The sequence below is a fragment of the Pseudomonas sp. MPR-R2A5 genome (assembly GCF_058793055.1).
In genome coordinates this window covers 16,866-28,328 of the sequence record NZ_JBXAFK010000075.1, presented here as the reverse complement: position 1 = coordinate 28,328, position 11,463 = coordinate 16,866, and the positions used below count along the sequence as shown (strand labels likewise).

The following is an 11,463-nucleotide window of genomic DNA, read 5'->3' as shown; positions in this document are numbered from 1 at the left end:
TGATCATTTGGCGAGTTTAAAAGTTGCGCTAGGTGGTATGCCGGGGAAATACATGGCTACTTCAGACCATCCCTAGCAGCATCCGGCTGCCGGATTTCGGAAGCGCTTACAGTGTTGTGGGACGATATTCATATCGATACCGATAATCCGAAAAACAATAAGGTATTTATCGTTGATCCTGACACGCGTCTTGATGTTTTGATCAATTACATGCCTGAGCATCAGCTCAAAAAGCTTGATCATAAGGGGCGGGTTAAGCCTGATACGTTTTTGATCCAGCCCTTTGCTTCAATGTTCTGGTATTACTTAGGGTTGTATGACCAAGAGCAGCGTGCTCTAGAAACGACTAGGCACCGTCCGGTAGCGCACAGATTTTTATTTCGTAACCTTCGTGACGGAGGCCCCATGCCCACGTCTTATCAGGCCGTTTACGAGCGCTTCCGTTCAGCAGCGCAGAAAATTACCGGCATGAGCTACGGCTTTCATTCGCTCCGTCATATGTACGCGTATTACCTGGTCAACCATTGCCCTAATCCGGTTGGTCATAACAAATTCGGACTGGATTTGAAAACGGTGCAAGTTTTCATGGGGCATAAGACCATCAAGGCAACTGAGCGATACGCACGAAAAGATATCAAAATGCTTGAGGCAACATTTGCGGCTATCAATATGCTTCGCATGTCAACGGCTAACTACAGCGTGACCCATGTTCAGATTCAGTATCTCGAAAATGAAATTAAACAACTCAAGCTCTCACTGCAAGGCGACAGTAACTAATGATTAATTTGCACCCTGCTGACGCCATTTGGCTCGTGGAAGAAAATGAGGTCGCTCCGCAGTTCGTTAAGGCTGTTGCGACAGTTCGAACCCTTTATAAAAAATTCTATGGCGCACAGCCTGATAGTGCTGCGGAGCGGGTCGAGTCTGTTTTCAGGCGTGCTCTGACCTTTGAAGGCTGGGGAGTGGCTCAGGTTCAACTTACGCTAGAAGCTACGTTCCGCGCTAGTAAAGTGTCGTGGAGCGAAGTTGATCCTAGGATTTCGGGGGTCTCAGCCGCCTACGAAGGATCAATTTCACAGTTTTTTCGTTTGGTTTTCATCACGCTTTGGGCGCGAAAAGTTTTTGTCGCTCCACTCGGTATGCAGACTATCGCACATATGCCAGAAGTATTTGATACGCTTTGTGAGAAGTTGAATGTAGAAAATCTGACGTTGATTCGTGGCGTGCACCCTGAATCCAAGATCAAAAGTCTTTTCAAGAGAGAAGAGTTTGATAGTGGGAGCAGTCGTGTAAACTTCTGGCTGAGGCTTCTGTTAAGCACCACCGCCTACACCATTGAGGATCTGTCGCAATCAGATGCCAATAGCCTGTTTTCAGCTGCTAATGGTTCAGGACAGCTGCCATTGCGCAGGTACTACGTCAATGATTTTCTTCTCACACTCTCGTCTCAGAGTGCGGAAAAGAAGCAGATGGTTGTGGATGTTATCAGCCAATACCAGCTAGAAAAGCGCGAGAACAAGCCTGCTAGGGTCTATAAAGGGCGGATCCGGGTTGGAAAAGTAAAAAAGAAAGCTGAAAGCGCGTATGATAAGTCTTATGCGGCAGCGCAAGACATTGCATCCGGTGTGCGAGACATGAATTTCGCAGAGGATTTTAGTACATATTTTCCGTCCCACATTTTCAAGAAAATTTTCTACATTGGAGGGGAGGGCGAGGATTCGCCTTTTTATGAGTCCTCGCGTTATCCTGTGAAGGTATTTTCCTCGATGGTAAACGGTTTTTACAAATCGTTTCTGCACTCAATGAGGCTCCAAAACTCTACCAATCATGAGTTTGTACTCGGCCTGCTCATGAGTTATGTCATGTGCTACCTGCCCAATTTCTTCCTCCAACGGGATGGCGATCTCTTAGACTATCCTAAGAATTTGAATGACTTCAATTGCACACTTTTTTTTACCCGAGAGTCAGTTTTTCTTGAAGGTGTAATCCTATATGAAAAGCAGCCGCCAAGAACATTTGTTGGTTATGTTAATGAGTTTTCTCGTGTAAAAGATTGGGGTAGCGATACTCTTTACGCTCGAGTAGGCATCGTTGATCGTTTTTGTGATTATGTCGAAGACAATAATCTGGTGTTGCCAGGTGCCGATAAGTTTAAAAATAATTTTACGAGCTCGTGCTATCCAGCTGTTTCAAAAAGGTCTGGCACTGACAAAGTTCCGGTTCCAAGACCGTATTTTTCCACATTCATCAGCATGCTTGATAGTCTTGAGTATTTGGTCGATCACATTAACTGCATGCCATATTACGATGGCCAGTTGGAGCAAGATGTAAACTATGGAGTTTTGGGTGGTGAGCTTTATCAGCCCTCCACGGCCGAGCTCACTCATAGTCATGCTTGGGCGGGATTGATCGGACGCAATGTTAAGGGTCTTGATGAGGTCAATCAGAGTCTTTTGAATTATACTCCGATCTTTTATCATGAGAATAAAATACAGACTTTCAAATTTCTTCCCCGTTTTTATAAAATTGTCGATATTGAGATTAGGGGTGAGGTAGTTAGTCGTATTTCTCCCAATGAAGTCAGATTGACGCAGCTGATGTGTCACACTGGAATTCGCCAGCAGCATCTGATTTGGCTGGACAAAGATAGGTATGATCGTGGAGTAGATCGGTATCGCTCGCTCCCATTCCAACCCATGTTTGTCAGCTCAGATAAATCGCATGGAGAATGGACTGCGATTGTTGCTATGCGCGCAATCGAGATCATGGACAGGCAGCGCAAGTGGTATGATGCGTGCTCTTCGCCCAGTTACAAGCAGGACTTGTGGTATGGCATGGTTGAGGGATCCAAATTTGGTCGATACAAACCCCTGTTCAGGGGGCAAGGAAATACCGACTCTGATTGGAACAACTCTCGGCAGTTTCGTGTTTACATGTTGATTCTGCAGCATTTCATTCGCGTTCAGATGCAGGACGCTTCTGGGGAGGACTTGGTTTTCGTCAAGTCTGAAGGTGGTTCGCCTGTTCCTTATCTCGACTATTCGCCATATTTTCTCAGAGAGCTCGCCGTCAGTGATCTGGTCAGCCCACACACACCTCATGCATTGCGCGCGGGGTTTGTGTCCGATGCGATCAGACTCCTACCGCCTTCGATCATCGGTCAATATTTGACTGGTCAGAGTGAAGCACTGGTCTGGTACTACGCAATTTTTGATGGCGATAATCTGTCTGATCACCAACAGTTACTTGCTGATTACATGATGAAAAACATGCAGAGCATTGAGCGGGGCGATGCTCCTGAACTCGCTGAGACCGTCCTCAAGCTTCATGCTAAATTGATGACGTCTATTGAAAAAGATCCAGTGCAGGCTATCAAAACTCACGGCTTGATCAGTCTCGCGGGTGTAGCGGATGACAAGAACGGGCTTGAGACTCTGCGCGCGAGACTTTACACCAAGCTCGCGTTCAATAACTGCCATATTTGCCCGTTCGATAATCGTTGTCCGAAGGAAGTAGTCTCCAAAATCGGTGGGCACCGTCAGTGCGCGCTGTGCCCTTATGCCATCCGTGGCATCGATCACTTACAGGCTGTGAGTGCAGAAAAAGATAAAGCAAAAGAGATGATGAAGGTCGTGCTTGACAAAATTCAAGAGTATCGAGCTCTTAAGCCAAGCGCTCGCAATCCGCAAATTTTGGAAAATTTGTATGTTGAGTATGACCACCATGCTTTGGAAGCTTACGCCCTGGAGGCTATTGAGCAGCAACTGTACCTGATGGCGCAAACCGGAGAGGCTAATAGTTTTTTTCTCCGAGAGAAGGATGGACTGATGGCTCACTTCCAGAAAGTCGAGATCTCAGAGTCCGACCACGTCCTGAAGCGCTTGGTTGACGTTCAGAACTTTCCGGATCTTTCCAGTCCTCGGCTTGATGCGCAGTTCGCCCAAATGAGGATGAGGATGCTTGTGAATCAAGGTAAGTATGATGAGCTACTGAAGCCGAGTAGCAAACCTGCGAGTCATCAGCTGGCGTCACAGATTTCCAGTATGATGACGACGGGCATGCTCAGCGTCCGGGATGTTATGAAAATCAGTCACGATAGCGCCAATGTTAGCCTAGAAGGTAGGCCCGCATTATCACTTTCTGCTAACATGGGATTAGCCGAAATGGGAGCATAATATTGGTTCAGCGACTCGATCCGTTTGATAATTATAGGACAGAACACAAGGCATTACGCATTAAGCATATTCGTAGTGCGCTTGCTATTCTGTCTAAGGCTACGTATCCGAATATCACAAATTTGGCAATCGATGTTGCTAAAATTGTGAAGGAGTTTGAATATCGGGATTTCGAGTCGTTGCCTGAAAAGACAAAGGCCAAAGGCTTTAAGCCCGTTAGCCATGTCACGCTGCTTAGAAATTCCGACTATCGTCTTTACCTAGATCAGAGCGGCAAGATTGAAGAGTCTGCAGAGGAAACTCCTGTCGTCACTACTTCGGATTTCGAAGCGCTTAAGATCCGCAATGCGAGTTTGAATGGCCAAATAGACCAGTTGAAACTTACAATCAGAAATATCGATTCTGGTGTTCTTCCTAATTCGCCAGAAGAAACGGATAAGCTTCGTAGCGAAACTGAAAGCCTTCGTGACTCTTTGGCGATGGTTTGTAAGGTACTTGACAACGTTTTGGGCGAGTGTAGTCAAGTGTTGATCACAGTTCCACCAGGGCAGGAAACCGATCAGCAACCGTCGCCGGGATTGTGGGGGTTGTTCGATATGATCGCTACTTATGACGAACTTTTGAAGCTTGATACTTTACGTAGACAGCTCTGCAAAGTATAGCTCTCACGTTTCTCGGATGTGCCCGGCGTCGTATATTACAATGGCGCCGGGTCGTGAGGCGTGCAGCGCCAAGAGTTCAGCCTCAAAAGGTCGCCCCGAGTCGAGCGATCCCGGCGCTCGATTATTTTCACAGATTGGGAATGCCCCCTTGTCGTAACGCCTATGAAAATCTTCATTCTGCTTTCAAGTAGTGTCAACGCCAGTAGGTTTGGCAGGGCGTAATCTGATTTCAGATTTTTCCAGTCGCTTCGTACATGCCAGGTCGCTATCAGTTCAGATCGGTCAGCTGGTAGCGTCTCGCTGCTACCAATTTGGCCTGATACGATGCCTCCCAGAACTCCTTTTCGAGTCATTTCAGCTAAATCAGCAGTGTGGCTTCGTGACTCAATCGTCTGAAGATGCTTTGTCCGCGCCGAAATCGCCAGCGTTGATCCTTTTCCAGTATCTATGGACAGTCGATAGAGCCAGGCCAGTCTCGCGGGCAATCTGGGACTGGTTCATTCCTGCAGCTTTGAGTTTGCGTACCACGCCTTCGTTGTTTCTATTCAGAGGTTTGCCAGGTTTGCGATAGGCCACCTCTCCACCTGCGAGTTGCTCCGCCAATATCTCCAGACCACCTTGCTTTTCAAATGCCTGAAGCTGTTTTGAGGCGGCATCCAGAAGGACAGGGTAGGGGGTGTTCAGCTTTGTGGACATGCATATGGCTAGGAGCGCTAAGGGTTCTATCCGAAGGGCCTCCGCCAGACTGTCAAACTTTTCGAGCGTAATGCTGGTTTCGCCTCGTTCAAGGGCGCTGAGTTTGGATTTCACGGAAGCGTCGGAGAGGTCTTCGTGCCTGAGTTGACGCTGCATGCGCAAGGCTCGGATTGCGCCTGCGAGTGCGATTCTAAGCTGCATAGCTCACTCAAAAATTAGGATATAGCCATACAGAAGGGTTTCCGTTAAATGCCAAAATGAGGTAGTATTGAGCATAGTGTGACCTCAGGGGGCGCAGCCGCGCAGCCCTTCCCATGGCTTTAGCGAGTCGTTTGGCGATTGTCGGTAATTGCGGTTGAGCGGTTAACCGGCTTGGACAGCGCCGAGCCCTATTCATGGTTGAGGCTTGAGGCTTGAGGCTTGGTCAGCAGGTCTATCGCTAGTGATGAACCAAAGAGGCTACAGATGATAGGGGTTGTTGATGAAGGTTTTTTAGGAGGCAGCGGCACTTCTATAGTCGGGTCAGAACTCGACCTCGAGGACGCCATCGAGGCAGCCAGGAAGCGCTACAAAAGACTGCCTCTCTGTGCCGTTGAAGAGTGGGTCATTTTAGATGCCACGGTCACCGACGATGAGCGAGCAAAAATAGCCGCCGCAGGTTGCGTGCCCATGTTCATGTTTGCCCACAAGGTTGTTGATGACCACCAACGACGCTTCGAACCAGGGCACTGGGTGAGGTCAAGCATGGGAACTGCGTTCACCGACGGATTTTTGTTTGCTACCCGAAATACAGTTTATGTATTGCTCGGGCCTGGTCATCGCAAATCCGCATCAATCCAAGAAATTTTTTCCTTATTTTGAATTAACAGCCGGGCTGCTTTTCTACCCGGGACAACAGAGGCACCTGATGTTCAGAACCGAAGACTCCGATGCTGTTGGTGTTCCAGGATTGTTTGGCGAAGGGTTGATGCACTGGCAGGAAGTGTCCCGGGTACTTCGATCGCATTGGTACCACATTACTGTCCGCATCACCGAGCAAGGTCGTAGCACTGAGTTCACTCGCATGGTTGAAGGCGAGCACCGGTTGCAGCAAATGCTCGTGCGCCAAGGTGCGGGCGAGGTGATAGTCGACGTGAGTGTTGTCACTCCTGCATGGATGAATCGCTGTGATGGGTGGACTATGGATCGCGTGGTCAAAGTCACTGTTGGTAAGGATGAGTACGACTGTGATGTCTGCCTGATTGAGGTCGGCAGTGGGGTCATCTACCACAGCTCACATCGGCCCAATTTCGACATCAGTCGGGTAACAGACCTCATGCCGATCTTCCTCGAGACCATGATTCGTTCAGCCTGAGATTTACCAAGATTTTCGCACGCTATCCGCGAGTCTGGTGTCGTGCGCAATTCCTGATATCGCCTTATGTACTGCTCTGGGAGGAGCAATGATGCTCGACACGGTTGATGTAAATTTTCACGGTAAACGCCATACAGATTTTGATCTTCTGCGGATCCTAAGAGCCCAAGAGCAAGGTTTTGATGAACCGGTTACGGCGTACCTCTGCGGGGTTTCCATAAGGTCATGCGCGGGTATCGGCGTGGTCTTCGGTCATGCGCGTAAAGATCAGTACGGTCGGTTCGAGGATGGTCATTTGATCCGGACTTCTGACGTATTGAAGGTCGAGCGCGAGGGGAGGTTTTGGGTGATGACGACCGAGAATTCGCGCTACGTGCTCGCCACGTTTCAGCGGGGGAACGGTCGTGCGAGTCTGCGTGAGTATTTGCGTCTTCGTGCAGGACTGCACATCACTCCACGAGTGCTGCAGTGATCATTTGAAGGTGCGAGGGAGGGTGAGGGCGTGCCGCTTTGCGGGCGGCTGTCGTAAACCGAGCCCATACGGGCTCGGCCCTGCGGGCTTTCATCCTCACGTCTACGGCCGAGCGGCCTGCGCGCTCCGCTTGCCCTAGGCATGGGGGAACATTGAGCCATATCGGCTCTGATCTTCTTCAAATATGGCAGCCGAGAGCAAGGGCGTTACTTGACGCCGATTGCAGGCTTAGGCGCTCAGATGACGCGCCCTTGCTTTGCCCCCGTAGTGACCATGCCGCCACTTGACCTTAGCCCGCAGCAAAGGGGAGTTGCTGGCTTCTGACGGAGGCTGACTTGCCGTTTCGGATTGCACGAGAAGGCAGACCCTGTCCCTGAAGAAGAAACAGGGGCGGCACATTTCACGCTTATCGAATCTTGCACACCAGCTTGGTCGGGTCTGAGAAATCACAATCCTTGTGATCAATGACGAATCCCATTTCTACACCGGTGATGCTAATCGTGTGCTCGTTAGGTCGTGCTGCGTCTTTCACGCCCCACATGAAAACCCCCGCTGTAATTAGTATTCCCGCCAAGGTGACGAAACCCAAGGCCTTGCCTTTAAGAGTCATGCCAGCGGCACCCGCGATTATCGCCATCACGGCCGATGCAAGGGACACAGCTAGGGCAGTGTTACTCACGCTAAACCGAAGGGAAATCACCAACCCTCCAGCCAACGCCGCACACAGAAACGCTACGATCCAGCCCCAATGACGCTCCCCCCACATTTCGAATTTGCTTTTTGCTTTGATGCTTTGCGCCGTGAAATTCTTCAACTCTCTGTCTCCAACATAATCGATAAATCAAGCAAAATGCTCGGGCTAGAGCCTCCGCGCCCCAGTGTGTTAACGGCAGGGGGGAAATATCTTTGAGACATTTCTGCGCTGATCGATTTAAAGCGGAGCCAGTGAACCCCGCAACTTGAAGCGCCAGGCACGCGCAGGGTAGGGAGGCCCTCACCTGTGCCGAGACCTCTCAGCTGCTGTACCAAGGGCAGAAGTGATGGGGATGGTGTCGATATAACCCTGCTAACAGGTTTGATTTTCTGAGTTAAAGAGGACATTGATGAAAGCTACACTCAAAGCCCATTTGCAGTCGTGGGTGGGCCGGCTCGAAGCACAGCAGGATACGGGACGTGACCGTCATTCGGATTTCGACCCCTATTCGGATTACGACTTTTTCTTGGAGTACAAGGTGCTGGGGATAGCGACGTTCCTGAAGCAGGTAGCCTACCAAGAAGACGATCTCGAGCTGCTTGCATTCGCGTCAAAAGCCGAGATGCAAGTCGAGAGCATGATTAGCGCTAATGAAGCCGCAGAGGAGGAGGCTGACCGCGAGCATGATGAGCAACAGCAGGCATACTATGAGCAAGATGAGCGCATCAGGAAGGCGTGTGCCTACCATTTCTACACTGTCCCCGCATTTTCGGTAGATACGTCGAAATACGACGTGATGGTTCAGGATGCGGCATCTAGATTTACTGATCCCTACAAGCTTTCTAGCTTGAGAAGGTATCTGGAGAGCGACCAGGTGCTTAGCAGAGTCTACGAGAAGGTGAAGTCCCGCCTAAGGCGCACGTTTGATCGAGTGGGTGACTCTCCAACCCTAGAAGAGATAGCACAGGCCTTCGATGCTGAACTGTTGAATATCTATCGGCTGGCGGATGCCCACGTCGGACGCACGATTGCTCAGTACGCCCCGTAAATGCCTCCCGGGCGCATTGGTTGATTGAGTGACGCGGGTCTTGTGGTGGGTTTGGCGGGGGCTCTGGCCACCGCCAAGCGCTAATCAGCGACCGAGTGACACAGCATCCATAGGAGACGCGCGGGCCTTTGGCGACGAGCAGTCTTAGAATCTGGTTTTCATCGTTCATTTAAGGTCTTGTCCGGCATCACCCCCTCCGATACGATCATCCTCGGCTCTCCGCCGAAGCTCTGGTCGGCTTAAAAAAGAGAACGTCCCACCCGCCTCAATATTCTGCTATCGGCATCCGGATTTCCCGGTTATTCGCTAACGACAAAACGCCCAGCACAGCGACACATTCCGGAATTTTCAGATGACAGACTTCGTCAAGGCAGCTGCATTTGCAGCCAAAACTTCTCTTGCCGCGAAAGGTATCAAAGTCCAGCACGGTATCGCGCTGGAGGTCGTCGCTGCGTTTCTCGGCTACAAAACCTACGCCGCGTTTGTGGTTGAAGAACGTAGGGAGGATCTGAAACATCATCTGGCTGATGCTGAGGTTATCGTTCTCGATTACCAAGGCGGCGTATCCCGGCTGGCTGAGCTCGAGGTACTGCAGGCCTTCATAGTTCAGGATTTCATCGATGCTATCGCCAGCTGTCGCGATGGTGTGTTTTCAGATCTGCCCGATTTTCTCGATGGTTACGTTCAACACGAGCTTCGGGATGTGATTCTTTCGGATGAGGGTGTCATCGCTGCGGCAGGATCTGAGCCATTTTCGGTCGAGCTGGAGGAGGGAAGATCGTTCAGCGAGCCGCTTTGGGGGGCTTCTGATACTTGGGAAGTATCTGGTTTTGGCACAGTCCATGGAATGGATGATCGTGCTGATCCCGACGATGATGATCTTGAGGCGGCGGACGCTATCCGTTGTTTTGGCTGGGTCAAGTTTTCCAAGGCGGGGCGGGCTGGCCTCAAGTTCCAGCGCAGCGGCGGTGAGTCTCTCTAGAGCACGGATCCACCGACGGCCCGGGCGACGAGCAAGGGTGGTTTACCAGGCTCGGGTCACGCATGGTTGAGACGGTACGGGATGGGCGTGTGGCCTCCCACGTCTCAAACCAATCTCAAACCACCGGGTGTGTCGACGTCGGCGGCTGCATCCTTTTCTCGCCTCGCTTCACCCATGCGCATCAGCAAATTCACTGCTCCTTGGCGGGTGATTACTCCACAGATTTGTAGTGTCGTGATTTGGCTTTCCAGTATCCCTTGGAATCGGTGATACATCGCATCCGCAGCGTCCAGCTTCAGCCAGTTCGCAAGGTTTCGTTCGAAACGTTCAATTTCGCTTGCTCGTAAAGGGTGTGGCGGTTTTTTTGCTGCCATGCATGTGATCCTACTTATTAAGGGCAGTACCCATGGGGAGATGACTTGCCTCAACGGCTACTGCTCGTGCTCTCGTTTCGCTCTGGTAGATGCGACGCTTGAGCTTCGTCCTGTTAGAGAAATGCCCTTTCAACCAAGGACGTCATGCTGAGCGCTGCGGTGCCCTCTACGAAAAACTCCTGACTGCTAATCGCAAAGCGTGCTGGGTTGATGTGCACGACCTTTGCGCCATTCGCTAAAGCTGCGAATGGCAATTCTGCGGCAGGATAAACGATCCCGGATGTGCCTATCGATATGAACATGTCACAGTCTTTTGCGGCAGTCATTGCATTCGCCCATGCGTCATCCGGAAGCATTTCGCCGAACCATACGACACCTGGTCTCACATACCCGTCACACCTGGTGCATCGTGGTGGTTCGATGCGAATCCCGGCTTCCGGTAGTGGCTCAGAAGGGAGAGGGGGCTCGTGTGCGGCACTGCAGTCGATGCATCGAGGCGAGTGCAGACTTCCATGGAGATGAGCCACTGCGGAACTTCCTGCTCGCTCGTGGAGGTCGTCTACGTTCTGAGTGATGACCGTCAATTTGGGCACGTGGTTGGCGAGCTGTGCGATTGCATAGTGTGCCCCGTTAGGTTGGGCCTGGATGACTTTGCGTCTGCGCCATTCGTACCAGCCCCAGCACAAACCGGGGTCTGCGCGAAATGCTTCGGCTGTCGCGAGCTTCGATGCATCGAAGTTTTCCCATAGGCCAGTTAGGGCATCTCTGAAGGTCGGAATACCACTTTCTGCTGATGCGCCGGCGCCGGTGAAAACGACAACGCGCTTGGCTGCTCTGAGGTGCTCTGCAATTGTGGTGATGGGCATCGCTGTTTTCCTCAAATTATTTTCCCCCGAGGCCCGTTTTTTTTCGAGGGCGTCGTACGTTGTCTGGACATTGGACGTGCCGCTCTGCGGACGGCTGTCGTAAACCGAGCCACTCCGTGTCTCGGCCCGGTGGGCTTCCA

Annotated in this window: 12 protein-coding genes; 8 read left to right on the top strand and 4 right to left on the bottom strand. The window is 51.0% G+C overall.

Annotated features, from left to right (window positions below):
* Positions 1 to 111 precede the first annotated feature (111 nt).
* Genes AC1Q6I_RS32880 through AC1Q6I_RS32870 form a run of 3 tightly spaced genes read left to right on the top strand, consistent with a single transcriptional unit; the run spans position 112 to position 4,837 of the window.
* Entirely contained in the window at positions 112 to 777 is a 666-nt protein-coding gene (locus AC1Q6I_RS32880; protein ID WP_371858355.1) for a tyrosine-type recombinase/integrase, read from the top strand.
* On the top strand, positions 777 to 4,175 hold the full coding sequence (locus AC1Q6I_RS32875; protein WP_102625186.1) for a hypothetical protein: 3,399 nt from the start codon (positions 777 to 779) through the stop codon (positions 4,173 to 4,175). The genes AC1Q6I_RS32880 and AC1Q6I_RS32875 overlap by 1 nt, the downstream gene beginning before the upstream one ends.
* Positions 4,176 to 4,177: 2 nt before the next feature.
* A complete protein-coding gene (locus AC1Q6I_RS32870) occupies positions 4,178 to 4,837 on the top strand; it encodes a hypothetical protein (RefSeq protein WP_102625185.1) in 660 nt (219 codons plus the stop codon).
* A gap of 384 nt (positions 4,838 to 5,221) precedes the next feature.
* On the opposite strand, the gene AC1Q6I_RS32865 is transcribed toward AC1Q6I_RS32870, so the two are convergent.
* Positions 5,222 to 5,734 carry a helix-turn-helix domain-containing protein gene (locus tag AC1Q6I_RS32865; RefSeq protein WP_102625184.1) on the bottom strand — a complete coding sequence of 171 codons (513 nt, stop codon included), beginning with the start codon at positions 5,732 to 5,734 and terminating at the stop codon, positions 5,222 to 5,224.
* Between the two features lie 264 nt (positions 5,735 to 5,998).
* Between AC1Q6I_RS32865 and AC1Q6I_RS32860 the strand changes: the two genes are divergently transcribed.
* From AC1Q6I_RS32860 to AC1Q6I_RS32850, 3 genes are all read left to right on the top strand, one after another.
* Positions 5,999 to 6,394: a DUF6957 family protein gene (locus AC1Q6I_RS32860; protein WP_102625183.1), complete on the top strand. Its 396-nt coding sequence runs from the start codon at positions 5,999 to 6,001 to the stop codon at positions 6,392 to 6,394.
* A 46-nt stretch (positions 6,395 to 6,440) separates the two neighbouring features.
* Complete coding sequence (locus AC1Q6I_RS32855) at positions 6,441 to 6,887, top strand: hypothetical protein (protein WP_102625182.1); 447 nt, start codon at positions 6,441 to 6,443, stop codon at positions 6,885 to 6,887.
* 91 nt (positions 6,888 to 6,978) lie between these two features.
* Positions 6,979 to 7,359, top strand: coding sequence for a hypothetical protein (locus AC1Q6I_RS32850; protein ID WP_102625181.1), 381 nt, complete (start codon positions 6,979 to 6,981; stop codon positions 7,357 to 7,359).
* Positions 7,360 to 7,765: 406 nt separating this feature from the next.
* Here the strand turns inward: AC1Q6I_RS32850 and AC1Q6I_RS32845 are convergent, their stop codons facing one another.
* Complete coding sequence (locus AC1Q6I_RS32845) at positions 7,766 to 8,173, bottom strand: hypothetical protein (protein WP_102625180.1); 408 nt, start codon at positions 8,171 to 8,173, stop codon at positions 7,766 to 7,768.
* A gap of 289 nt (positions 8,174 to 8,462) precedes the next feature.
* On the opposite strand from AC1Q6I_RS32845, the gene AC1Q6I_RS32840 reads away from it, so the two are divergent.
* Both AC1Q6I_RS32840 and AC1Q6I_RS32835 read left to right on the top strand, forming a co-directional pair.
* Positions 8,463 to 9,101: a hypothetical protein gene (locus AC1Q6I_RS32840; protein ID WP_102625179.1), complete on the top strand. Its 639-nt coding sequence runs from the start codon at positions 8,463 to 8,465 to the stop codon at positions 9,099 to 9,101.
* A gap of 352 nt (positions 9,102 to 9,453) precedes the next feature.
* Positions 9,454 to 10,083, top strand: a complete 630-nt coding sequence (locus AC1Q6I_RS32835) for a hypothetical protein (protein ID WP_102625178.1) — start codon at positions 9,454 to 9,456, stop codon at positions 10,081 to 10,083.
* Between the two features lie 104 nt (positions 10,084 to 10,187).
* Here the strand turns inward: AC1Q6I_RS32835 and AC1Q6I_RS32830 are convergent, their stop codons facing one another.
* Positions 10,188 to 10,457, bottom strand: a complete 270-nt coding sequence (locus tag AC1Q6I_RS32830) for a hypothetical protein (protein ID WP_102625177.1) — start codon at positions 10,455 to 10,457, stop codon at positions 10,188 to 10,190.
* Positions 10,458 to 10,570: 113 nt separating this feature from the next.
* The gene (locus AC1Q6I_RS32825; protein ID WP_102625176.1) at positions 10,571 to 11,323 is read right to left on the bottom strand and encodes an SIR2 family NAD-dependent protein deacylase; all 753 of its coding nucleotides are present in this window, start codon (positions 11,321 to 11,323) and stop codon (positions 10,571 to 10,573) included.
* Between the last annotated feature and the right edge of the window lie 140 nt (positions 11,324 to 11,463).

Coding starts and splice junctions, on each gene's coding strand:
- AC1Q6I_RS32875 (WP_102625186.1), top strand. CDS start 777: ATGATTAATTTGCACCCTGCTGACGCCATTTGGCTCGTGGAAGAAAAT.
- AC1Q6I_RS32865 (WP_102625184.1), bottom strand. CDS start 5,734: ATGCAGCTTAGAATCGCACTCGCAGGCGCAATCCGAGCCTTGCGCATG.
- AC1Q6I_RS32860 (WP_102625183.1), top strand. CDS start 5,999: ATGATAGGGGTTGTTGATGAAGGTTTTTTAGGAGGCAGCGGCACTTCT.
- AC1Q6I_RS32855 (WP_102625182.1), top strand. CDS start 6,441: ATGTTCAGAACCGAAGACTCCGATGCTGTTGGTGTTCCAGGATTGTTT.
- AC1Q6I_RS32850 (WP_102625181.1), top strand. CDS start 6,979: ATGCTCGACACGGTTGATGTAAATTTTCACGGTAAACGCCATACAGAT.
- AC1Q6I_RS32840 (WP_102625179.1), top strand. CDS start 8,463: ATGAAAGCTACACTCAAAGCCCATTTGCAGTCGTGGGTGGGCCGGCTC.
- AC1Q6I_RS32835 (WP_102625178.1), top strand. CDS start 9,454: ATGACAGACTTCGTCAAGGCAGCTGCATTTGCAGCCAAAACTTCTCTT.
- AC1Q6I_RS32830 (WP_102625177.1), bottom strand. CDS start 10,457: ATGGCAGCAAAAAAACCGCCACACCCTTTACGAGCAAGCGAAATTGAA.
- AC1Q6I_RS32825 (WP_102625176.1), bottom strand. CDS start 11,323: ATGCCCATCACCACAATTGCAGAGCACCTCAGAGCAGCCAAGCGCGTT.